Source organism: Methylobacterium sp. E-065 (assembly GCF_022829605.1).
In the GTDB taxonomy this organism is placed as follows: Bacteria; Pseudomonadota; Alphaproteobacteria; order Rhizobiales; family Beijerinckiaceae; genus Methylobacterium.
Map to the genome: position 1 here is coordinate 13,448 of NZ_JAKSYD010000077.1, position 21,718 is coordinate 35,165.

A 21,718-nucleotide genomic window follows, 5' to 3' on the forward strand; every position below is an offset into this window, starting at 1 on the left:
ACAGCCGAGTCACACGCCGCCGCAGATCCCTCAGATTTCGATCTCCGTCCCGACTTCCACCACCTGCCGGGTCGGGACGCCGAAGAAGGCGCCGGTGCGCTCCGCGTTGCGCTGCATGAAGGCGAAGAGGTTCTCCCGCCAGGGTGCCATGCCGCGATCATCACTCTTGGCGATGATTGTCTCGTGACCGACGAAGATGGTCATGTCGTCGAGCACGTGCGGCGGTAGGTGGCGCGATTCGACCGCACAGGCCAGACCTTCGGGGATCGAGGCCTCCTCCATGAAGCCGTAGCGCAGGATCACCCGGTAGAAGTCCGGCGCCAGGATCGTCACGTGCGCGCGCTGCTCCCGCGCGACGGTCGGGGTCTCCTCGTAGAGCGCCGTGATGATCAGGATGCGCTCCATCAGGGCGTGGTTGCGCTCCACGAACCGGGACAGGTGCAGCGGGATCCCGTGCTCCGCGGCCGACAGGAAGGCCGCAGTGCCCGGCAGGCGCAGCAGCTCGCGGTGCTGGAGGCCGGAGAGGAAAACGTCCTCCGGCAGGCGCAGGAGGACGCGCGCGTCCTCGACAAGCTCGTTGCCCTTCTTCCACGTCAGCATCATCAGCGCGACGAAGCCGGCGAGCACGAGGGGAAACCAGCCGCCCTCCAGGATCTTCACGCTGTTGGCGGCGAAGAACACGAGGTCGATGGCCAGGAAGAAGCCGTTCACCGCGAAGACAAGGATCGGGTTGTAGCCCCAGCGCAGCGCGATGAGCGCAGCGAGCAGCGTGGTGATGCCCATCAGCATCGAGACCGCGATGCCGTAGGCGCCGGCCAGTGCGTCGGACGATCCGAACATGACAACGGCCACAAGGGTGGCAACGGCGAGCAGCCAGTTCACCACCGGCACGTAGATCTGGCCGCGCTCGTCCCGGGCCGTCTGGACGATGCGCATCGCCGGGAGGAAGCCGAGCTGCACCGATTGCTGGGTCAGCGAGAACACGCCCGAAATGATCGCCTGCGAGGCGATGACCGTCGCCATGGTGGCGAGCGCGACCAGCGGATAATGCGCCCAATCGGGGCAGAGGCGGAAGAACGGGTTCTCGATCGCGCTCGGATCGGCGATCAGCAGGGCGCCCTGCCCGAAATAGTTGAGGATCAGCGCCGGCAGGACCAGCACGAACCACGCCGCGCGGATCGGCAGGGCGCCGAAATGGCCGAGATCGGCATACATCGCCTCGCCGCCCGTCACCGCCAGGAACGCCGCGCCCAGCATGGCGAAGCTGACGGCAAAACCGGCATGGAACATGAAGTCGAGCGCCCGGAGTGGATTGGCGGCGGCGAGGATCTCGGGATTGTGCAGGATCCCGAGGATCCCGAGCAGACCCAGAATCAGGAACCACGCGAACATGACCGGGCCGAACACCCGGCCGATGGCGGCCACGCCCTTGTACTGGACCAGGAACAGCCCGATCAGGATCACCAGCGTGATCGGCACCACGTATGGCCCGAGCGACGGCGCATCGACCTTCAAGCCTTCGATCGCCGAGAGCACCGAGATTGCCGGTGTGATCGCCCCATCGCCGTAAAGCAGCGCTGCGCCGACCAGTCCCACCACCAGCAGCAGTGCGCCCCAACTGCCCGGCCGCGCTTGGCGTGCGCCGAGCAGCGCCAGCATGGCGACGATGCCGCCCTCGCCTCGGTTGTCGGCACGCAGGATCAGCACCGCGTATTTCAGCGAGACGATCAAGATCAGCGACCACAGGATCAGCGACACCGCGCCAGTCGCCGCAGCCGGCACCGACACGCCGCCGCTGGTGGCAGCCTTCACGGCCTCCTTGAACGCGTAGAGCGGGCTCGTGCCGATATCGCCGTAGACGACGCCGAGGGCACCGAGGACGAGCGCTGGCCGCAGGCGGTTGCGGGTGGGCTCGCCCTCCTGCGCCGCGGTCTCCGTTCCGGGTTCCGCGGTGGCGGCAAGGGACTGACTCAACGCAACAGCTCCCGCATGACCCGCCCGGGCCTGGGCGCGTCGAGACTGCTCGACAGTTAGCAGCCAAGGCCACATCGTCCAGCGAGGGCGCAGCCGAAGGCGCCGGGATGTCGGAGCCACACGCAGACTTGAGGGTATAACGCGTCGCGCACAACGCCGAAGCAGCCGGCTCAGATCAGGTCGGCGAGCGCTTCCGGACAGGAATCCCCGTGCCGCAGGCAAAAGACCTCCGCGCCGGCGTGACGGGCGATCGACGCGGCCACGGTTGCGGCCGGGGCCGGCGCGCCCTCGCTCTCGCTCACCGCAATGGCGAGCAGCGGGACATCGTACCGGCGCAGGGTCTCGCAGGCCGTCAGCGCGTGGCTGATCGCCCCCAGGTAGCTGCCGGTTACCAGCAAGGCGGGCACGTCCAGCGCACGGAGCCAGTCTAGCCCGGTGGCCGCTTCGCTCACTGGGCTCATGAGCCCGCCGACACCCTCGATCAGCAGCGTTCCCGTCGTGCAGGCGATCTGCGCGCGGCACCAGCCGACGAGGTCGGCCAGCTCAAGGGACCGACCCTCCAGCACGGCTGCCTGATCGGGCGAGAGCGGCGCGGAGAAGCGCCAGGGCGAACAGGCCTCAACCGCCTCGGCGTCGAGGGCGATGTCCTGCGCGTCGAGCAGGCGGGCGGTGTCGCTTTCGGCGAAGCCGGGATCACCCAGAGCCGGGACGCCGCTCGCGAGCGGCTTCACGGTCCGCACCGCCCGGCCCTGCGCCCGCAGGCGCCGGGTCAAAGCCGCGGTGACGTAGGTCTTGCCGATCTCCGTCCCGGCGCCCGCGATGAAGACCGCCCGTGCGGCCATGCCGGCCTCAGGCCTGCAGGCTGCCGTGGCAGTGCTTGTACTTCTTGCCCGAGCCGCAGGGGCACGGCTCGTTGCGGCTGACGCGGCCCCAGGTCCCGACATCCTGCGGATCGCGCTCCAGCACCGCACCGTCCGCCGCCAAGCCCTGGGCGGCGAAGCCGTAGGCGGGGCCGCCGCCGCCATCGCTGCCGGAGCCCTGGCCGGCGTAGTCCATCTCGTTCTCGCCCGTGACCGGGTCGAGGTGCTGGGCGAACATCGGCGGCAGCGCCGGTCCACCGGCGGGATACTGCTCCTGCTGTTCCTGGAACATGATCTCGACCCGCGACAGCTGCGCGGTCACCTGCTCGCGCAGGGCCGTGACGAGGCCGTTGAACAGATCGAAGGCCTCAGACTTGTACTCGTTCAGCGGATCGCGCTGGGCGAAGCCGCGCCAGCCGATCACCTGCCGCAGGTGGTCCAGCGTCACGAGGTGCTCGCGCCACAGGTGGTCCAGGGTCTGGAGCAGGACCTGCTTCTCGATATAGGCGGTGACCTCGGCGCCGTTCTTCTCGGTCCGCTCGGCATAGGCCGTCTCGGCCGCCTTGAGCAGGCGCTCGCGCATCTCCTCGTCGGCGATGCCCTCTTCCTTGGCCCAGTCCTCGACCGGCACGTCGAGGTTGAGCACCTCCCTCACCTGATCGCGCAGACCGACGACGTCCCACTGCTCGGCATAGGCGTTCTCGGGCATGAAGCGCGCGACGAGGTCGTCGATCACGCCCTCGCGCATCTCGTCCACGGTCTCGCGCACGCTCTCCTGGGCCATGAAGTCCCGGCGCTGCTCGAACACGACCTTGCGCTGGTCGTTCATGACGTTGTCGTACTTCAGCACGTTCTTGCGCATGTCGAAGTTGCGCGCTTCGACCTTCTGCTGCGCCTTCTCGATCGCCTTGTTGATCCAGGGGTGGATGATCGCCTCGCCCTGCTCCAGGCCGAGCTTCTGCAGCATCCCGTCCATGCGGTCGGAGCCGAAGATCCGCATCAGGTCGTCCTGAAGCGACAGGTAGAACTTCGAGCGGCCGGGATCGCCCTGGCGGCCGGAGCGGCCGCGGAGCTGGTTGTCGATGCGCCGGCTCTCGTGCCGCTCGGTGCCGATGATGTAGAGGCCGCCCGGCAGATCCTTCTTGCGGCCCGCCTCCGGATCCGCCTTCTCGCCCGCGGCCAGCACCTTGGCGCGGTTCTCGGCGATCTCGGCCTTGATCGCCTCGATCCGGGCGTCGCGCTCCGGCCCCTCAGGCACGCCGGCGAGTTCCTTCTCGACCCGCATCTCGATGTTGCCGCCGAGTTTGATGTCGGTGCCGCGGCCGGCCATGTTGGTGGCGATGGTGATCGCGCCGGGCACACCGGCCTCGGCCACGATGTAGGCCTCCTGCTCGTGGAAGCGGGCGTTCAGCACGGCGAAGCGCTTGGTCACCCGGCCCTCGCGGGCGGCGGCGTAGACGTCGGTCAGCGCATTCGGGTCGGAATAGTCGAGCAGGGTGTAGCCCGCCTTCTTGAGCATCTCGGCGAGGTGCTCCGACTTCTCGATCGAGCCGGTGCCGACCAGGATCGGCTGATGGCGGCTATGCGCCTTGTCGATCTCCGCGATGATGCCGTCGTACTTCTCGGCCACCGTGCGGTAGACCTCGTCGTCCTCGTCGACGCGCTCGACCTCCTTGTTGGTCGGGATATCGACCACGTCGAGCTTGTAGATCTCGGCGAACTCGTCGGCCTCGGTCGAGGCCGTGCCGGTCATGCCGGCCAGCTTCTTGTAGAGGCGGAAGTAATTCTGGAAGGTGATCGAGGCGAGCGTCTGGTTCTCGGGCTGGATCGTGACCCGTTCCTTGGCCTCCAGCGCCTGATGGAGCCCTTCCGAGTAGCGCCGACCCTGCATCATGCGGCCGGTGAACTCGTCGATGATCACGACCTCGTCGTTCTTGACGATGTAGTCCTTGTCGCGGGTGAACAGCGTGTTGGCGCGCAAAGCCTGGTTCACATGGTGGACGAGGCTGACGTTGTGCGCGTCGTACAGGTCGCCGTCCTTGAGCAGGCCGACTTCGCGCAGGGTCTCCTCCACGAACTCGTTGCCGATCTCGGTGAGCGAGACCGTGCGCTGCTTCTCGTCGAGGTCGTAATGCTCGCGTACCAGCCGGGGCATGATCGCGTCGACCGACACGTAGAGCTCCGAGCGGTCGTCCACCGGGCCCGAGATGATCAGCGGCGTGCGCGCCTCGTCGATTAGGATCGAATCGACCTCGTCGACGATCGCGAAATTGTGCCCCCGCTGCGCCAGCTGGGACATCTCGTACTTCATGTTGTCGCGCAGGTAGTCGAACCCGTACTCGTTGTTGGTGCCGTAGGTGATGTCGCAGGCGTAGGCGTCCTTGCGCTGCGCGTCGTCGAGCCCGTGCACGATGGTGCCGACCGAGAGCCCCAGGAAGCGGTAGAGCTGACCCATCCACTCGGCGTCGCGGGCCGCGAGGTAGTCGTTCACGGTGACGACGTGGACACCCTTGCCCTCCAGGGCGTTGAGGTAGACCGGCAGCGTCGCCACCAGGGTCTTGCCCTCGCCGGTCTTCATCTCCGCGATGCCGCCCTCGTGCAGCACCATGCCGCCGATCATCTGCACGTCGAAGTGCCGCTGGCCGAAGACCCGCTTGGCCGCCTCACGCACGGTGGCGAAGGCCGGCACGAGGATGTCGTCGAGGCTCTTGCCGGCGGCGAGTTCCGCCTTCAGCATATCGGTGCGGGCGCGCAGGGCGTCGTCCGACAGGACCTGGATCTCCGGTTCCAGTGCGTTGATCAACGCCACGCGGGGGCGATAGCCCTTGACGCGCCGGTCGTTGGAGGAGCCGAAAATCTTCTTGGCGATCGAGCCGAGCATCGTGGACCTGCGGACGCGCGAGCCCGCCCACGCAGCAGCGTGGCGGGCCGGCCTGGGCGGAGTTGGCCGGGCTTATAGAGGTAAACATCGCCCGGTGCACCTGAAAGGGGCAGGCCTCAACGCCTGTCGATGCGGTCACGGTTCCGACAGCGGCGGAACCGCCGCGCTTGCCTTCTCGTGCGACGCGGGCCACCTGTGCCGCGGCCCGCCGCCCGGCCCGGTCCGGAGCGGCCACGAGACGTCAGCCGAGGATTTCGCCCGCATGCTCCACCCCGCCCTCCTCCGGCGCGTCAGCGCGCTCGCAATCCTGATCGCGATGCCCGGCGTCGCGCTGGCTCAGGCCCCCCAGAAGGCGCCCGCCGCCACGCCCGCCGCGAACAGTCCGGCTGCCCCGGCGGGGCCGGATTCGGTGGTGGCGAGCGTCAACGGCAAGCCGATCACGCAGGGCGACCTCGCCATCGCGTCCGACGATCCGGCTTTGTCGCTGCCCGGCGTCGATGACGCCCAGAAGAAGAACCTGCTGGTCGACTACATGGTCGACCTTCGGGTCGGCGCGCAGGCAGCCGAGGCCGCCAAGATCGGCGATACGCCGGAGTTCAAGCGCAAGCTCGCCTACTTCCGCGACAAGCTCCTGCTCGATGACTATCTGGAGCAGGAGGCCAAACGCGCGGTGACCCCCGAGGCCGAGCACGCGATCTACGATCAGACCGTCAAGCTGATGAAGCCCGAGGAGGAGGTGCATGCCCGGCACATCCTCGTTGATAACGAGGGCGACGCGAAGAAGATCGCGGCGCGGATCAAGGGCGGCGAGGACTTCGCCAAGGTCGCAGCCGAGACCTCGAAGGACCCGGGCTCGAAGGCCGAGGGCGGCGATCTCGGCTGGTTCACCAAGGAACGGATGGTGCCGGATTTCGCGAACGCCGCCTTCGCGATGAAGCCCGGCCAGGTCTCCGACCCGATCAAGACGCAGTTCGGCTGGCATGTGATCAAGGTCGAGGAGATGCGGACCAAGCCGCAGCCGACTTTCGACGAGCTGAAGGAGCAGATCGACCAGCACCTGATCCGTAAGGCGCAGCAGGACCTGATCCTGAAGCTGCGCGCGGATGCGAAGATCGTGCGCCCGGACGCACCCGCCGAGGCGGCTCAGCCGGCGCCGGAGACGAAGAAGCCGTGAGTGGTGGGCGGGGCAGCGTCGGACGTACGCTGCCTCTGGCTCGCATGACGCGCACCCTGTCCCAGACGCCTGGAACGCAGTGGAAGGTGATCCGGGACCCAGCACGAAAAGCGCCGCGTCAGCGGCACCGTTTTCTCTAGAAGGACGCTGCGCGTTCTCTTGCGCTGGATCCCGGATCGCATTCCGCTGACGCTGCTTGCGCCCGGGAAAGGGGCGCGCGACTCACGAGACTGCGTGCTTGGCCCAGCACCTTGAGAAAGCTGAGTCTCTGCCGTCAGTACGGCCGATCCGGCACGAGATAGCTCGACTGCGCCGGCGCGGGCGTCGGCGTGACTCCAAGGGCGGCGAGTTCGCTGGTGCGGCGGCCTTCGGCGATCCGGTCGAGCACCGCGATCAGCAGCCAGGGGCACGCGATACCGATGAAGAACGCCATGGAACCCTCCCGTGCCGGATCAATCACCCGTCCGGCTTGAGGGGAGAATAGGCGGCCGGGGCGCGACAGCAAGCGCCCGCTCGGACCAATCCTCAGATCCAGCCCTGAAGCTCCCGCCGCACCACGTGCTCGATCACCTTCATGCCGAGGTCGCTGTCGTTCAGGCACGGGATATAGGCGAAGCGCTCGCCGCCATTGTCCTCGAAATAGTGGCGGTTCTCGCCGTCGAGTTCCTCCAGCGTCTCCAGGCAGTCAGCCGTGAAGCCCGGCGCCACGATCGCCATGCGCTTCACGCCCGATTTGGCCAGATCCATCACGGTCTCGTCCGTGTAGGGCTTGAGCCATTCCTCGTTGCCGAAGCGCGACTGGAAGGTGACGCGCATCTTCTCCGGCGACATCCCCAACGCCTCGCGGATCAGCCGGCCGGTCTTGTGGCACTGGCAATGATAGGGGTCGCCCTTGAGCAGGTAGCTGCGCGGCACTCCGTGGAACGAGGTCAGGATCACCTCCGGCTCGAAATCGAGTTTGGCTAACCCTTCCCGGATCGAATCCGCCATGGCGGCGATGTAGACCGGGTCGTCGTGATAGGGCGGCGAGACGCGGACCGTCGGCTGCCAGCGCATGTCCATCAGGGCGCGGAACGCCTGGTCGCAGGCGGTTGCCGAGGTGGCGGCGGCGTATTGCGGATAGAGCGGCACCAGCAGGATGCGATCGCAGCCCTGGTCGAGCAATGCCTGGATCCGGCCGGCGACCTCCGGCTTGCCGTAGCGCATCGCCCAGTCGACCACGACCGTGTCGCCCATCGCGGCTTGGAGGCGCTCGCTCTGGCCCCGGGTGGTGGTCTTGAGCGGGCCCTCGTTGAGCGCGTTGTTCCAGACGCTGGCGTAGTCGCGGCCCTTGGGCCCCGGACGCTTGGTCAGGATGATCAGGTTGAGCAGCGGCCACCAGATCAGCCGCGACACCTCGATGACCCGGCGGTCCGACAAAAACTCCTTGAGATACCGGCGCATCGGCCAGTAGCTCGTGCCCTCCGGCGTGCCGAGGTTCATCAGCAGGACGCCGACGCAGCCCCAGGCGACCTTCGGATGGTCGGCCGGCAGGGTGGCGGCCGCGGGTTCGCGCGGGGCGAGGGGACGGCCATTGGCCAGCGCGGCGGCGGGTTCGACGCGTTCGTTCATGGCAGCGTCCCAGCGCCGCGCGCCGGGTCCTTCCTGTGGCATCAGATATCCGGCGGCCGGCGCGCACGCTGAGGCCTGGACCGGAGGCTTAACCCCGTCGGGTCGGCTTCCATGTAGGGTGCGAAGTCGGCCGGCGAAGACCGGATGCGACATGCCGCACCGGATCCTCACGTACGACCCCTGTTCCTAACCACGCGGGGCGGCGCGCCGCAACCGAGGCTGTCGCTGGGCCACATGGAGATTCGATGAGCGAGACACCCGTGACCGATGCCCTCGCGGCCTTCCGCGCGTCCGGCTCACCCTGGCTGGTGCTACCCTTCTTCACCGATGGCGGGGCCGAAGCCGTGGCGGACCGGGTCGATGCGCGGATCGCGGCCGGCGCCCACGTGCTGCCGGCCCCGGCCCAGATCTTCCGCGCCCTGACGGAGACGCCGCTGCCCGCCGTGCGCGCGGTGATCCTCGGGCAGGACCCCTATCCGACACCGGGCGATGCCAACGGCCTCGCCTTTTCGTTCGTGGGATCGGGCCGCCTGCCAGCCTCGCTTAGAGTGATCCTCGCCGAGGCGGGTTCAGACCGGGCCGCGGGCGGCGACCTCACCGCCTGGGCGCGACAGGGTGTCCTCCTGCTCAACAGTGCGCTGACGGTCGAGGCCGGCAAGGCCGGGGCGCATCTACGATTCGGCTGGGCGCGTCTGACCGATGAGGCGGTGGCGGCGGTCTCGGCGCGGCCGGAGCCGGCGGTCTTCCTGCTCTGGGGGGCCCAGGCCCGGGCCCGGGCGGCGCTGATCGATCAGAGCCGCCATGGCGTGTTCGAAAGCGGACACCCTTCCCCGCTCAACCGCGCACGGGACTTTCCCGGCTCGGACCCGTTCGGCCGGGCCAATCGCTGGCTGACCGAGCGCGGTGTTCGGCCGATCGAATGGCCGCTGGGTTAAGCCGACCGTCCCGTCACTGCGGCTTGGCCGGCTCCGCGGGCTTGGCGGATTCCGCAGGCTTGGCGGGTTCCGCAGGCTTGGCCGGTGCGCCTGCATCCGCGCCAGCCGGCAACAACACGTTCTTGGCGACCGTGCCCTCCGGCCCGTACTCGCCCGCCACCGCCAGGCATGCCTGATCGCGGTTCTGCTGCATCTGGTTCGACATCAGCGTGAACATCGTCTGCACGCGGTTGCCGAACGGCCCCCGGGGCTGGACGTCCTCGATCCGGACGCTCTGCTTCGCCAGCAGCCCCTCGAACTGCTCGCTGCCGATCCGGTAGCCGCAGACGTTGGAGGCCGCGAAGATGTAGGCGGCGAATTCCAGGGCCCGTGGGGCTGGCGCGTTGCGGATCTGCGCCTGCGCCGGAAGGGCGGCGGCGATGATCAGGGCGGCGGAAAGAACGATGTGGCGCATGCGGGGGCTGTCTCCTCGATCATGGCGGCCTCTGTCGGGCCGCCTCGGCGGACAACGACATAGGCCGGTCCGCAGCCCGCGCCACTGCGACCGAATTTGACGACAAATCGAGGCTCGGCCTTCACGCCTCGTTGGCCATCGTATCAATCGTGAGGGCGCCAACGCCCGAAAAGCGGCTCTTGTTCCGCTCCCGTCGTGCGGTGAGACAGAGTGTTAACCGGCTCGCGTCACGCCAGAGACCACGGTTTGTCCAGATCCAGGCGGTCTGCATCGCATGTTCGGTCTCGAATCCACTGTCGTCCCCCCTCTCGCCCCGGCACCGCGTGCCTCCGAGGGGCGCATGCCCGGCGGTGCGCGGCGCACCGATCCGGCTTTGTCCGCCGTCCCGGTCTGTCCGCACCGCGTGGCCCGCTGGGCCTGGGGCGAAGGCCTCCGGGCGGGCGACGCCGTCGCGCTGCTGGTGCAGGATTTCGGGCAGGCGGAGGCCATGCGCCTCGGCCTCGGCCGACTCGGCCTGCGCGTGATCGACCTTGCGGGTCGCCGCGGCGACGCGCTGGCGGAGGGCCTGTCCGGAGCCGTCCTGGTCATCGCCGACACGCATCTGGCGGAGGCCTACGCGGCGGTGATGGGCCGCCTCGCGACCTACCCGGCGCTGTGGTGGAATGGCCAGGGTGCCGATTTCGCGAGCCTCGATCTGGCCCTGGCCGAGCTGGCCTGAGGTTCTCATCCGGCCGCAAATTTTTATCGCAAACCCGGCGGCCACTTTTGCGAAACCTGCTTAGCGCGCCAGCCACGCATCGAGTGCTTCGTAGCGCGTCGGGTCGTCCGGGCAGAGGCCAATGCCGCATTCCGCCGCCGTCGAGACGGCATTGGCCAGGGTGACGCCGAGGAACAGCAGAAGACAGACCGTCCCGAAGAGCCCGGCACCCTGCCCGGGCGGGGTGGCAGGCTGGTCGGTATCGGCGATCAGGAGGAGCACGGCCACCGCCCCGATCAGCGCCACGAAAGCGATCAGTGTCAGGGTGTAGAAGTGGAGGCCGAATAGCGTCGCGCCGTAGCCGCCGGTTCCGGGCACGACGTGCAGGGCGATCTGCCGAGCCGCGATAGCCGCACCCACCAGCGCACCGAGGATCGCGATGCCGTAATGGGACGGCCGTGGGCCGAATCGGATTCCGAGCGCGAAGCCGAAGCCCGAGGCCGCGAACCCCGCCCGCTGCAACAGGCAGAGCGGACACGGCAACGCGCCGAGCAGGAGCTGATAGCCGAAGGCCACGAGCAGGATCGCGCAGCAGCCCAGCAATCCGAGGGCGTTGAGCGTGCGGGCATGGAGCAGCGTCATGGCGCGTGATCCGGTCAGAAATCAAGGTTGAGCGTCGACGTGGCGTGGGCCGCGAACAGCGCCAGCGTCCCGAACAGCGCGGCGAGCCACAGCCCGATGGCGATGCCCCGCCGCCCGGCGAGAATCGCCGCCGCGCTCGTCGCCAAGCCGATGAGCTGCAACACCATCATGATCCGCGTCCCTCGATCTGCCGGTCGGGGGAGCCCGGTCCGCTGCGCGAACGGGGACGCATGAGGGGTGAAGCTTTCGCGGACCTGTCGCGGCCGGCGTCGCGGCCCATCGGCCCGCATGCTACCCCTGGTTCGATAAGCCGGCCCCCACAAGGTCGAGCCGGCATCGGGAGACGCCCCATGACAGCAGCGACTGCGCCGGTCCCGCCCATCGCGGCAGATCCACAGGCCCCGGTCCTGCTGCGCAGCGATTCCGATGGCGTCGCGACCCTGACGATGAACCGCCCCCAGGCGCGCAACGCCCTGTCGATGGCCCTGATGGCCGCGCTTCAGGACGCGCTCGACGCGATCCGGGTGGACCCGGCGGTGCGGGTGGTCATTCTTCAGGGGGCCGGCCCGGCCTTCTGTGCGGGGCACGACCTCAAGGAGATGCGCGCCGAGCCGTCCCGCGACGCGACCGAGGCGGTGTTCCGCGCCTGCGCCCGGCTGATGCTGAGCCTGACCCGCCTGCCGCAGCCGGTGATCGCGCGGGTCCACGGGATCGCCACCGCGGCCGGCTGCCAGCTCGTCGCCACCTGCGACCTCGCGATCTGCGCCGAGTCGGCCCAATTCGCCACGCCTGGGGTGCAGATCGGTCTGTTCTGTTCGACCCCAATGGTCGCGCTGTCACGGGCCGTGTCGCGCAAGGCCGCCCTGGAGATGCTGCTGGTCGGCGAGCCGATCGACGCCCAGGAGGCGCTGCGGATCGGTCTGGTCAACCGTGTCGTACCGGAGGCGGACCTCGACGCCGCGGTCGATGCGCTGGCGGGCCGCATCGCCGGGAAGGCGCGGCGTGTCCTGGCGATCGGCAAGGAGGCGTTCGGCCGCCAGATCGAGATGGGCCTGGAGGAGGCCTACGGTTACACCGCCGAGGTCATGGTCCGGAACATGATGATGGCCGACGCACAGGAGGGAATCGACGCCTTCCTGGGCAAGCGCCCGCCCCGCTGGGAGCCCTGAACTGCGCCGACCCTATCGACGCATCCTGGCGCGATAGGACGCAGGCCCATCGGCGCCGCTCGCGTAGGTTCTGGCGCCGCCCTGCCCTAGGATCGGGAACGCGCCGGTCGTGCTGGACCCCGGCGCCCCAACGCGGAACGGCTGATGAGCACCATCGACCTGTTCGGTCTGACGCTGGCCTTCTACGGAACGATGCCGCCGCCGCGTCCGCCGCGCCCGGATCGCAACGGTGCGACCTGGGCCGCCGCCTTGGTGTTCGGTGGCATCTGCATCGCCATGGTGGGGCCGATGGTCACCATCTGGAGCTTCCACCGGCCCTACGCCGAGGCCAAGGCGCGCTGCATTCGGTCCGGCGGCCGCGTCCTGTACGCGGCCCTCGATGGCAGCGGCCCCTATCGCTGCGAGAGGCCGGTCGAAGCCGACGTGGCGCATCCGGTCACGAATGCGGATTAATCCGCGACCCCGCGTCACCTTCGGGTATATCCGGCGCCGTCATCAGAGCGCTCTTCGCCGAAGTGGACCCCGGTTCGGCGCAAGAGAGTGCGCTACAATGACGGCTCTTGCGAACCGGATGCCGAGACCTTGGAAAACGCACTCCTCCGATGGCTTCACTCCACCGCCCTCATGCGGTCGGATGTCGAGGCCGTCATCGGCTTCGTCTTGGCGATCGGTGTCACCCTGCACGCGCTGCTGCGCAAGCGGCGGGTCAGCGTGGCGGTGGGCTGGATCGGGCTCGCGTGGCTGTCGCCGATCTTCGGCACCGCGCTGTACCTGACCTTCGGCATCAACCGCGTCTCGCGCCGGGCCCGGCGGCTGCGGACGAAACCCTCCGACGCCCTGCACCTGCCCGATACCGACGACGCGGTGGTGCCGGAGGCGCTCTGGCCCCTCGACCGGGCGATCCGGCGGATCACCGGCCTGCCGGCCTTCGCGGGCAACACCGTGCAGATGTTCCGCAACGGCGACGCGGGCTATCCGGCCATGCTGGCGGCCATCCGGGAGGCCAAGGTCAGCATCGGCCTGTCGAGCTACATCTTCCGCGACGATCCCACCGGCCGGGAGTTCTGCGACGCCCTGGCCGAGGCGAAGGCGCGGGGCGTGGAGGTTCGCGTCATCATCGACGGGATCGGCGGCGGCTACTTCCGGGCGCCGGTCTACCACCGCCTGACCGCCGCCGGAGTGCCGGCGGCCCTGTTCATGCACTCGGCCCTGCCCTGGCGGATGCCGTTCCTCAATCTGCGCTCGCACAAGAAGCTGCTGATCGTCGACGGGCGCGTCGCCTTCACGGGTGGGCTGAACATCTGGCACGCGAACCGCGTCGCCCTGAAGCCCGAGCATCCGATCCGCGACACCCATTACCGGCTCACCGGGCCCGTGGTCGAACAGCTGGCCGCCGCCTTCGCGGCCGATTGGGCCTTCGCGGCCGGCGAGAACCTCGACGGCGCGCCGTGGTTCGTCGACCTTCAGCCCACCGGGACCAGCGTCGCCCGGGCGGTGACCTCCGGCCCGGATGCCGACGTGGAGAAGATCGAGCAGGTCATCCTCCAGGCGCTGGCCTGCGCGCGTCGGACCGTCCGGTTCGTGACGCCCTACTTCCTGCCGGACGAGCTCGTCACCGGCGCCCTCGCCCAGGCCGCTACGCGGGGCATCACCGTCGACGTGATCATCCCGCGGGTCAGCGACCACCACTTCATTGACTGGGCGACCCGGGCGCATCTCGACCCGCTGCTCCGGGCCGGTGTCCGGGTCTGGCTCGACGAACCGCCCTTCGACCATTCCAAGGTGATGGTGGTGGACGACATCTGGTGCTTCGTCGGCAGCGCCAACTGGGACATGCGCAGCTTCCGGCTCAACTTCGAGCTGAACGTCGAGATCGTCGACGCGGATCTCGCGGCCCAGCTCGACCAGTTCATGCGCGCCAAGATGGAGGCCCGGCTCAGCCGGGAGGATCTCGCCGCACGCGCGCTGCCGATCCGTCTCCGCGACGCAGGCGTGCGACTGCTGCTGCCATACCTTTGAAACGGCCGGGCACGTGTGCTTCGGGTGCCGGCCCGAGATGGACCACGATCGGGCGGTGATCGGAGCGGCCCCGGGGCAGCACCGCGTGGTCGTGGCAGATGAGGCCGCGGGCGAGGCAGCGGTCGAGCCGCAGCGGCAGCACCTCCACCATCGCGTGGGTCGGCCGGCGGGGGCCGACATCGCGGAATCCCGGGATCATCGCGGGCCCGACGATGTTGTAATCGCCGAGCACGGCGGCGCGGGGCGGCAGCTCGGAGACAATCCGGCGGAGCTGGCGCCGGTTCAGCATCTGCCCGTGCGACAGGTGGACGTTGGCGATCCCGAACGCGCCGAGGTCGAGGATCTGGCAGACCCGATGCACCAGGGCCCCGGAGGGCAGCGTGATCACCCGCGGGGGCGCGGGCCAGGGGGTCGGGCTCCACATGGCGAGGCCGTGGATCCGCCCCGGCAGGGGCGCCCACGCATAGTGGCCGCCGATCCGGTCGAGCAGGAAACCGATGGCGCGGGTCGCCTCCTGCATCAGCAGCAGATCGGGTTTCTCCTGGGCGACCAGGGCGGCGACGTCGTCGACCGCCGCGCCGGTGCGGCGCAGCAGGTTCCAGCTCACGATCTTGAACGGCGGGTGGGCGTTGTCCGCCGGCCGGAGCGGCGGGATTTGAACCGGGGCGAGGCCAGAGCGGGCCGGGCGTGCAGCGATGGTCATCGGGCCGGACTCGTACTTCACCGGGTGGCCCCGTCGCCACCGCCGCGCTTCAACGCGCGCGAGGGCCGGACGTTCGATAGGATCCGCGGCGACGACAGTTCCACGACTGCGAGGCTTGCGCCGGATCGTGTGCATCCCGGGGCTGGCCGGATAGGAATCGGGGACCGAACGCATCGACTGGAAACGGTATCAGTCGACACGTCGGACTTCCCACCCATCGAGCGACGCGGGACCGACGGCAGGACATATCGATTTCATCAATTCCCCATATCGATCCAATCTGTTTGGATCATGTTGCTGTGCAGCGTAGATATCGCTCGACGCCGGGCCAGACCCGGATATCGAGAGGATTGATCATGACCCTGCGTTCCTTTGTTCTCGCCGCCCTCATCGCCGCCCCCATGGCCGCCGCGACCACCGGCGCCCTGGCCGACGAGGCTCTGACCCTGACGCCGCCGCTCTACCGTGACCAGGCTCGGACCACGGCCACCGCGCGTCCGGCCTTCGAACTCGCCACGACCCCGCGCCTAGTCCCGGCGACGCCGGCCGCCACGCGCGTCGTCGCGGCGGCGATGCCGACGCACTGACATCCGACGCCGTGATCCGGCTTCACGGTTGTCGTCAGCGCACCTCTCCGCTCGACACGCATCGTTGCCATGCCCTGCGGGCGGACGCTTCTCCGCCCGCAGGGTGTATGCTCGGTGAAAATGGAGGGCGCGATGGCGTACAGGATCTCGTTCTGGAAGGGGAAGCGCGTCAGCTTCACCAAGCTGTGGCCCTGCGATCTGGAGGCGGCCGTCGCCCACGCCAAGGCGCAGCTCCCGGTTCAGCGAGCGCAGACCGGCGCGACATCCGTGAGCGTGCTCTGCGAGCGGACCGGCGAGGTCGTGTTCACCTTCACGGAGGAGCCGGAATCCGCCGAGTCGTGATCGGCCGTCAGGCCGTGCCCGAATAGTGCACCGTCCAGGGCTCCGCGAAGACGTGTTCCTCCAGGTTCACGCCCGATCCGCCGCGATCGACCACCACGAAATCCTGCCGCGCCCCGAACGGCGTCAGCACGCCGTGCCACGTGCCGCGTGCGTAGCAGATCCCCTGGAACGGCCGGGTGGTGACGAAGGCCCGCGGTCGACCGGGCTGGCCGTCTTCGTCCAGGCAGACCACGATCAGGAACGGCGCAGCACTCAGCGGAACGAAGGCCTGGCTCCCGAGCGGATGGCGCTCGACCAGGCTCAGGCGCAGGGGCAGCGGATAAGGCTCCGCCTCCACGAGGCCGATCACCGCGCGGGCGCCCTCCCCCGCCAGCTCGATCGCCGCGAGATCGTGGAAGCGGCGCGCCATGCCGCCGTTCATCGGACGCGCCACAACGGTCGCCGTATCGATCACCGATCCGAACGGCGCGAAGGCCGCGTCCGTCAGGGGCTCGGCCGTGATCGAGCGGGCCTCGGACTTCCCCGTCATCGTCCCGTCCCGCGCAGAGCCCCCAGGGCGGGATGCCGGTTGACGTCCTTGTAGAGCAGGTAGCGGAACCGGCCGGGGCCGCCCGCGTAGCAGGCCTGCGGGCAGAAGGCGCGCAGCCACATGAAGTCGCCGGCCTCGACCTCGACCCAGTCGCGGTTGAGCCGGTAGGCGGCCTTGCCTTCCAGCACGAACAGCCCGTGCTCCATCACGTGCGTCTCCTCGAACGGGATGGACCCGCCGGGCTGCATCGTGACGATGGTGACGTGCATATCGTGGCGTAGGTCGTCGGACGCGACGAAGCGGGTCGTGGCCCAGGCGCCGTCGGTCCCGGGCATGGCGGCCGGTTCGATCGCACCCTCATGCGTAACGATGGCTTCCGGCGCGCCGAGGCCCGGCGCTGGCTCGTAGCGCTTGCGGATCCAGTGGAACCGGGCCGGCTCGGCACCCGCGTTGTCCAGGCGCCAGCGCGCGCCCGGCGGCAGGTAGGCATAGCTGCCGGGGCGCAGGCTATGGGTCCGGCCCGCAAGATCCAGGCTCGGGGTGCCTCCGACCACGAACAGCACGCCCTCGGCTTCCGGATCGGGCTCGGGAGCCTCGCTGCCGCCGCCGGGGGCGACCTCCATGAGGTACTGGGCGAAGGTCTCGGCGAAGCCCGACAGGGGCCGCGCCAGGATCCAGGCGCGGGTCCCGTGCCAGCCTGGCAGGAAGCTCGTGACGATGTCGCTCATCACGCCCCGCGGGATCACCGCATAGGCCTCCGTGAAGACCGCGCGGCCGGTCATCAGCGCCGTCTGCGCCGGCAGGCCCCCGCAGGGCGGATTATAGGGTGTCTGGGTCATGGCGGTCTCCGGCGGCGTTCAGGCCGTTTGGGGCACGGCGGCCGGCGTGTCGAGGATCGCCGTCGCGTCGGTGGTCTGCTCGCCGTTCAGGATACGATGCGCCCGCGCGCGGTCGATGTCGCCCGGCCAGACGGCCCCGACGATCGTCACGAACTTCGTTCCTCCAGTCCCAAGCGACGAAAGCGAGGGGGTATGATCTCGCGTTGGTTCGAGCAGGCGCGAATCGGCCGCGAGCCACGGATTCGCGAAACCGGCGGCATCGCCCGGGACCGTAATTCCCCGGTGGCGCGGTTCCCGGCGGGGATCAACCTGGGCTCTAAACTGTGCTGCGCGACGTCGCACAAAATTCATCATTGCGGTGTTCGCGACCGCTCGATCATATTGAGCTGACTAATTTTCCCGATAGTGCAATTGAGATAACGGTATGCCTTCTATCGCTGTATTTCTTACATTCGGACTGATTTAATAGTAGAGAAATTTTGATTTGTTATTTGGCAGTACGATATCGTCTATGCATCAATCTGAAAAAAACGCAGACCGTTTATTGATTTGAAACTTGAGGCTTCGTATGACCGCGTCCAAGCAATCGTTCTGTGCGGTTGTCGCTGGCGTGCGGCCCAAACCTGAGATGAGCGGAAAGACGTCATGGCTCTCGTGAAAAAAGCCGACCTATCGGGCCCGCAAACCTTGGTGCGTAAGAACGAGCAGGCCAGTCCCACCCAGCTCGGACGGCTGAACGAGGAGAATCGGCGCCGGGCCCGGACCTTCGCCAAGCAGCAGAAGGCGGCCGAGCGCATCGCCGCCGCCACGACGCAGCTGGCCAGCGGCGTGGCCGAGGCGTCCTCCGCGGCGGAGGAGCTGCGCAAGGCGATGGAGCAGATCGCCGCCGGGGCCGAGCAGGCGGCCGGTGCCTCCGAGCAGTCGCAGCGCGCCGTGACCACGGTGTCGGAGGCGATCGCCAGCGCCCGGACCGAGGCCGAGACGTCCCGCCAGAAGACCGAGGCTCTGCAGACTCTGATCGCCGGCGTGAGCCAGCAGATCCGGCTGAGCATCGCCTCGATCAGCACCTCCGCCGACCGTCAGGCCGCCTCGGTGACGATGATCGTCGAGCTGGAGCGGCAGGCCGCCAATATCGGCGACATCGTCCGCGCCGTCGCGCGGATCGCCGACCAGACCAATCTGCTCGCGCTCAACGCCGCCATCGAGGCGGTCCGCGCCGGCCAGCACGGCAAGGGCTTCGCGGTGGTCGCCGACGAGGTGCGCACCCTGGCCGAGACCTCCGAGAAGAGCGCGGAAGAGATCCAGGCGCTGATCGGCCGGATCCAGGAGGACGTGAAGGTCATCGCCGACGGCATCAACCGCTCGGCCGAGGGCGCCCGCCAGCAGGTCGAGAAGGGCGAGGCGATCACGGCGCAGCTGGAGAGCGTGCGCGCCGTGATGGTCGAGATCGCCAGCGGGGCCGATGCCATCTCCCGGGTCGCGGTCGAGGCCGAGAACGGGGCCGGTGAGGCGCAGAAGGGCGCCGAGCTGATCGCCGCGGCCGCCGAGGAGCAATCCTCCGCCTGCCAGGAATCGCTCAAGACCATCGAGCAGCAGACCACGGCGCTGGGCGAGAGCGAGCAGGCCTCGACCGAGCTGTCGACGCTCGCCGACGAGCTGAAGAACGCCACCGACGTCGGCAAGAGCGCCGAGGAGGTCGCCTCCGCGGCCGAGGAGCTGTCCTCCGCGGTGGAAGAGATCAACCGCGCCGCCGCGCAGATCACCACGGCCCTGGACCAGATCGACCGGGGCGCCCAGCAGCAGACCTCCGCGGCCCAGCAATCGTCGGCCGCCATCGGGCAGATCGAGCGGGGCGCCGGTATCGCCCAGGCCCGGGCGCAGGAAGCCCTGGACAAGGGCAGCCTCGTCACCAGCCAGCTTCAGGAGAACCGGGCCGCGGTGGACGAGCTGGTCGCCGGTGTCACCCAGTCGCTCGTCGGGACCGACAAGAGCCGCGAGCAGGTCGCCGGCCTGGAGCAGGTGAGCCGGAAGATCGACAAGATCGTGGACGCGATCACCACGGTGGCGATCCAGACCAACATGCTGGCGGTGAACGGGTCGATTGAGGCGGCCCGGGCCGGCGAGTTCGGCAAGGGCTTCATGGTGGTGTCCACCGACATCCGGAACCTCGCCCGGGATTCCTCCGAGAACGCCGAGCGGATCAAGGATCTGGTCAAGGCGATCCAGGATCAGATCGTGGTCGTGAGCCGCGATCTGGAGGCGATCTCCTCGGCCGCCGGCGCCGAGGTCGAGAAGAACCGCGCCATCACCCGCGACCTGCAGGCCACCGCCGACGAGATGGCGGGGGTGCTCGAGGGCAACCGGAAGATCCTTCAGGGCTCCGAGATCATCCTGCGCAACATCGAGGAGGCGAAGCGCGGCATCGACCAGATCGCGACCGCAGCCCAGCAGGGCAGCCAGTCGGTCATCGAGTCCCAGCAGGCCGCCCGAGAGCAGGCGAAGGGCGCCGAGGAACTCGCCGCCGCGATCGAGGAAGTCGCCTCGCTCGCCGACGAGCTCCAGAACCAGGAGTAAGGGGCACCGCCGCCCGGCCGCCGCTGCGGCGGCGGCCGACCGTCAGGGGTCGGCCGCGCGCAGGTCGCCTTTGCCAAAGGCCGCCCGCGCTTAGGCCGTCCCGCCGGGTCGGTCCCGACCCTACCCTGCCCTGTCCGGAATCCGACATGTCCAACGATGTCCCCGCCTCCGCCGCACCGGACGATCCGTCGGCCGCCGCATCTGTGCGGCAGTTCGTGACCTTCCACGTCGAGCGCGAAACCTACGCGGTGCCGCTCGCCGAGGTGCAGGAGATCATCCGCCTGCCCGAGATGGTCGAGGTGCCCCTGGCACCCCCGGCGCTGGCGGGCCTCGCCAACCTGCGTGGCTCGGTCCTGCCCGTCGCCAGCCTGCGCCGGCTGTTCGCCCTGCCCGACCGGGGCCACGACGACGCGACCCGGGTGGTGGTCATCAACCGCGCTGGCGGCCACGGGAGCGGCCAGGAGATCACCTCCGGCTTCGTGGTCGACCGGATGGCGAGCGTGATCACGGCCGAAGCCGGCGAGATCGAGGGCGCCGACGGTCTCACGGCCAGCGCCGAGGCCGACCTGCTGTCGGGGGTGATCAAGCAGCCGGCCGGGATGGTCACGATCATCGATCTTGGCCGGCTGCTCCAGCGCAGCGGCTCGGGACGCGGCAGCGGTGGCAGCAGCCGCCACGCCGAGGGGCCGGCCGAGTTCGGTGCCGTGGCCGCGGCGCGGGCCGAGGGCGAGGCCTCCGACGAGATCCAGCTGGTCTCGTTCGAACTCGCCGGCCAGGAATACGCCCTGCCAATCGAGCACGTGCAGGAGATCGTCCAGGTGCCGGAGGTGGTCAGCGAATTGCCAAACGCCGAGCGTCACCTGATCGGCGTGATCAATCTGCGCGATCGGCTGCTGCCCCTCGTGAGCCTGCGCACCCTGTTCGGCCTGCCGGCGGCGCCGCTGGGCGAGCAGAACCGCATCGTCGTCGTGTCCCTGGGGACCGCGTCCGTGGGCATCGTCACCGACACCGTGAAGGAGGTGCTGCGGGTCGCCCGCGCCGTGGTCGATCCGCTGCCCGAGCTGCTCGCGAATGGCGGGTCGCTGCGTGAGGTCGAATCGATCTGCCGGCTCAACGGCGGCAAGCGGCTGGTCTCGATCCTGTCGGCCGGCCGCCTGTTCGACACCACCCAAATGTCCGGCGACCGGGCCGTCGAGGAGGGAACCATGCAGGAGACGCGCGGCGGGACCGAGGTGGCGCGGGCCGACGAGGAGGAGCAGTTCGTCGTGTTCCGCCTCGCCGACGAGGAGTACGGCGTGCCGATCGAGGCGGTGCACGAGATCGTCCGCGTGCCCGAGCAGCTGACCCACGTGCCGCGTACGCCCGCCTTCATCGAAGGCGTGGTCAATCTGCGCGGGGCCGTGCTGCCGGTGGTGGATCAACGCCGCCGCTTCCAGCTGCCCGATGCCGAGCGGAACGACCGCCAGAGGATCATGGTGTTCGCGATCGCCGGGGTGCGGACCGGCTTCATCGTCGACTCGGTCTCGGAAGTCCTGAAGATCCCCCGCTCGGCCATCGTGCCGGCGCCGGATCTCGCGCAGGACGACGACAACGCCGTCGAGCGGATCGCCAACCTGGCGGATGCCAAGCGCATCATTCTGATGGTGAACGTCGACCGGCTGCTGAGCCGGCACGAGGTCGCCGACCTGAAGGCGGCGTGAAGCCGCCCTCGCCTTTCACCCTGACCGC

At 69.0% G+C, this 21,718-nt stretch carries 23 protein-coding genes; 11 read left to right on the top strand and 12 right to left on the bottom strand.

Annotated features, from left to right (window positions below):
• Window positions 1–30: 30 nt before the first annotated feature.
• The 3 genes from MKK84_RS07825 to secA all read right to left on the bottom strand — a co-directional run bounded on the left by MKK84_RS07825 (window position 31) and on the right by secA (window position 5,715).
• Window positions 31–1,974: a potassium transporter Kup gene (locus tag MKK84_RS07825; RefSeq protein WP_243918386.1), complete on the bottom strand. Its 1,944-nt coding sequence runs from the start codon at window positions 1,972–1,974 to the stop codon at window positions 31–33.
• 170 nt (window positions 1,975–2,144) lie between these two features.
• Window positions 2,145–2,816: a dethiobiotin synthase gene (gene bioD / locus MKK84_RS07830; RefSeq protein ID WP_243918388.1), complete on the bottom strand. Its 672-nt coding sequence runs from the start codon at window positions 2,814–2,816 to the stop codon at window positions 2,145–2,147.
• 7 nt (window positions 2,817–2,823) lie between these two features.
• Window positions 2,824–5,715, bottom strand: coding sequence for a preprotein translocase subunit SecA (gene secA / locus MKK84_RS07835; RefSeq protein ID WP_243918390.1), 2,892 nt, complete (start codon window positions 5,713–5,715; stop codon window positions 2,824–2,826).
• Window positions 5,716–5,977: 262 nt separating this feature from the next.
• On the opposite strand from secA, the gene MKK84_RS07840 reads away from it, so the two are divergent.
• Complete coding sequence (locus MKK84_RS07840; protein WP_243918392.1) at window positions 5,978–6,889, top strand: peptidylprolyl isomerase; 912 nt, start codon at window positions 5,978–5,980, stop codon at window positions 6,887–6,889.
• A gap of 274 nt (window positions 6,890–7,163) precedes the next feature.
• Here the strand turns inward: MKK84_RS07840 and MKK84_RS07845 are convergent, their stop codons facing one another.
• Together MKK84_RS07845 and hemH are read right to left on the bottom strand one after the other, a co-directional pair.
• Window positions 7,164–7,322 (bottom strand): hypothetical protein, encoded by a 159-nt coding sequence (locus MKK84_RS07845; protein WP_243918394.1) that lies wholly within the window; start codon window positions 7,320–7,322, stop codon window positions 7,164–7,166.
• Between the two features lie 92 nt (window positions 7,323–7,414).
• The gene (gene hemH / locus MKK84_RS07850; protein WP_243918396.1) at window positions 7,415–8,500 is read right to left on the bottom strand and encodes a ferrochelatase; all 1,086 of its coding nucleotides are present in this window, start codon (window positions 8,498–8,500) and stop codon (window positions 7,415–7,417) included.
• A 245-nt stretch (window positions 8,501–8,745) separates the two neighbouring features.
• Here hemH and MKK84_RS07855 point away from each other — a divergent pair, with 245 nt between their 5' ends.
• Complete coding sequence (locus MKK84_RS07855; RefSeq protein ID WP_243918398.1) at window positions 8,746–9,435, top strand: uracil-DNA glycosylase; 690 nt, start codon at window positions 8,746–8,748, stop codon at window positions 9,433–9,435.
• Window positions 9,436–9,448: 13 nt separating this feature from the next.
• On the opposite strand, the gene MKK84_RS07860 is transcribed toward MKK84_RS07855, so the two are convergent.
• Window positions 9,449–9,889, bottom strand: a complete 441-nt coding sequence (locus MKK84_RS07860; protein ID WP_243918399.1) for a hypothetical protein — start codon at window positions 9,887–9,889, stop codon at window positions 9,449–9,451.
• A gap of 340 nt (window positions 9,890–10,229) precedes the next feature.
• On the opposite strand from MKK84_RS07860, the gene MKK84_RS07865 reads away from it, so the two are divergent.
• Window positions 10,230–10,607: an AMP-dependent synthetase gene (locus tag MKK84_RS07865; protein WP_243918401.1), complete on the top strand. Its 378-nt coding sequence runs from the start codon at window positions 10,230–10,232 to the stop codon at window positions 10,605–10,607.
• A 60-nt stretch (window positions 10,608–10,667) separates the two neighbouring features.
• Here MKK84_RS07865 and MKK84_RS07870 read toward each other — a convergent pair whose 3' ends face one another.
• Window positions 10,668–11,228 (bottom strand): disulfide bond formation protein B, encoded by a 561-nt coding sequence (locus MKK84_RS07870; protein WP_243918408.1) that lies wholly within the window; start codon window positions 11,226–11,228, stop codon window positions 10,668–10,670.
• A gap of 14 nt (window positions 11,229–11,242) precedes the next feature.
• Entirely contained in the window at window positions 11,243–11,398 is a 156-nt protein-coding gene (locus MKK84_RS07875; protein WP_243918410.1) for a DUF5993 family protein, read from the bottom strand.
• Window positions 11,399–11,578: 180 nt separating this feature from the next.
• Between MKK84_RS07875 and MKK84_RS07880 the strand changes: the two genes are divergently transcribed.
• The 3 genes from MKK84_RS07880 to MKK84_RS07890 all read left to right on the top strand — a co-directional run bounded on the left by MKK84_RS07880 (window position 11,579) and on the right by MKK84_RS07890 (window position 14,416).
• Window positions 11,579–12,397, top strand: a complete 819-nt coding sequence (locus MKK84_RS07880) for an enoyl-CoA hydratase (RefSeq protein ID WP_243918412.1) — start codon at window positions 11,579–11,581, stop codon at window positions 12,395–12,397.
• A 144-nt stretch (window positions 12,398–12,541) separates the two neighbouring features.
• Window positions 12,542–12,850 (top strand): hypothetical protein, encoded by a 309-nt coding sequence (locus MKK84_RS07885; RefSeq protein ID WP_243918419.1) that lies wholly within the window; start codon window positions 12,542–12,544, stop codon window positions 12,848–12,850.
• Between the two features lie 129 nt (window positions 12,851–12,979).
• Window positions 12,980–14,416, top strand: coding sequence for a phospholipase D-like domain-containing protein (locus MKK84_RS07890; protein WP_243918421.1), 1,437 nt, complete (start codon window positions 12,980–12,982; stop codon window positions 14,414–14,416).
• Here MKK84_RS07890 and MKK84_RS07895 read toward each other — a convergent pair.
• On the bottom strand, window positions 14,334–15,119 hold the full coding sequence (locus MKK84_RS07895; protein WP_243918423.1) for an endonuclease/exonuclease/phosphatase family protein: 786 nt from the start codon (window positions 15,117–15,119) through the stop codon (window positions 14,334–14,336). The two genes, MKK84_RS07890 and MKK84_RS07895, sit on opposite strands and share 83 nt — an antisense overlap.
• Window positions 15,120–15,475: 356 nt before the next feature.
• On the opposite strand from MKK84_RS07895, the gene MKK84_RS07900 reads away from it, so the two are divergent.
• Together MKK84_RS07900 and MKK84_RS07905 are read left to right on the top strand one after the other, a co-directional pair.
• Entirely contained in the window at window positions 15,476–15,706 is a 231-nt protein-coding gene (locus MKK84_RS07900) for a hypothetical protein (RefSeq protein WP_243918431.1), read from the top strand.
• Window positions 15,707–15,838: 132 nt separating this feature from the next.
• On the top strand, window positions 15,839–16,048 hold the full coding sequence (locus tag MKK84_RS07905) for a hypothetical protein (protein ID WP_243918438.1): 210 nt from the start codon (window positions 15,839–15,841) through the stop codon (window positions 16,046–16,048).
• A gap of 7 nt (window positions 16,049–16,055) precedes the next feature.
• Here MKK84_RS07905 and MKK84_RS07910 read toward each other — a convergent pair whose 3' ends face one another.
• Genes MKK84_RS07910 through MKK84_RS35405 form a run of 3 tightly spaced genes read right to left on the bottom strand, consistent with a single transcriptional unit; the run spans window position 16,056 to window position 17,566 of the window.
• A complete protein-coding gene (locus MKK84_RS07910; protein WP_243918440.1) occupies window positions 16,056–16,577 on the bottom strand; it encodes an ureidoglycolate lyase in 522 nt (173 codons plus the stop codon).
• Window positions 16,574–17,416: a bifunctional allantoicase/(S)-ureidoglycine aminohydrolase gene (locus tag MKK84_RS07915; protein WP_243918442.1), complete on the bottom strand. Its 843-nt coding sequence runs from the start codon at window positions 17,414–17,416 to the stop codon at window positions 16,574–16,576. The genes MKK84_RS07910 and MKK84_RS07915 overlap by 4 nt, the downstream gene beginning before the upstream one ends.
• Window positions 17,417–17,434: 18 nt before the next feature.
• Complete coding sequence (locus tag MKK84_RS35405; RefSeq protein WP_279599414.1) at window positions 17,435–17,566, bottom strand: hypothetical protein; 132 nt, start codon at window positions 17,564–17,566, stop codon at window positions 17,435–17,437.
• Window positions 17,567–17,608: 42 nt separating this feature from the next.
• On the opposite strand from MKK84_RS35405, the gene MKK84_RS07920 reads away from it, so the two are divergent.
• From MKK84_RS07920 to MKK84_RS07930, 3 genes are all read left to right on the top strand, one after another.
• Window positions 17,609–17,806: a hypothetical protein gene (locus tag MKK84_RS07920; protein WP_243918444.1), complete on the top strand. Its 198-nt coding sequence runs from the start codon at window positions 17,609–17,611 to the stop codon at window positions 17,804–17,806.
• 255 nt (window positions 17,807–18,061) lie between these two features.
• On the top strand, window positions 18,062–19,990 hold the full coding sequence (locus MKK84_RS07925) for a methyl-accepting chemotaxis protein (protein WP_243918446.1): 1,929 nt from the start codon (window positions 18,062–18,064) through the stop codon (window positions 19,988–19,990).
• A 146-nt stretch (window positions 19,991–20,136) separates the two neighbouring features.
• Window positions 20,137–21,690: a chemotaxis protein CheW gene (locus tag MKK84_RS07930; RefSeq protein WP_243918448.1), complete on the top strand. Its 1,554-nt coding sequence runs from the start codon at window positions 20,137–20,139 to the stop codon at window positions 21,688–21,690.
• The last annotated feature ends 28 nt before the right edge of the window (window positions 21,691–21,718 follow it).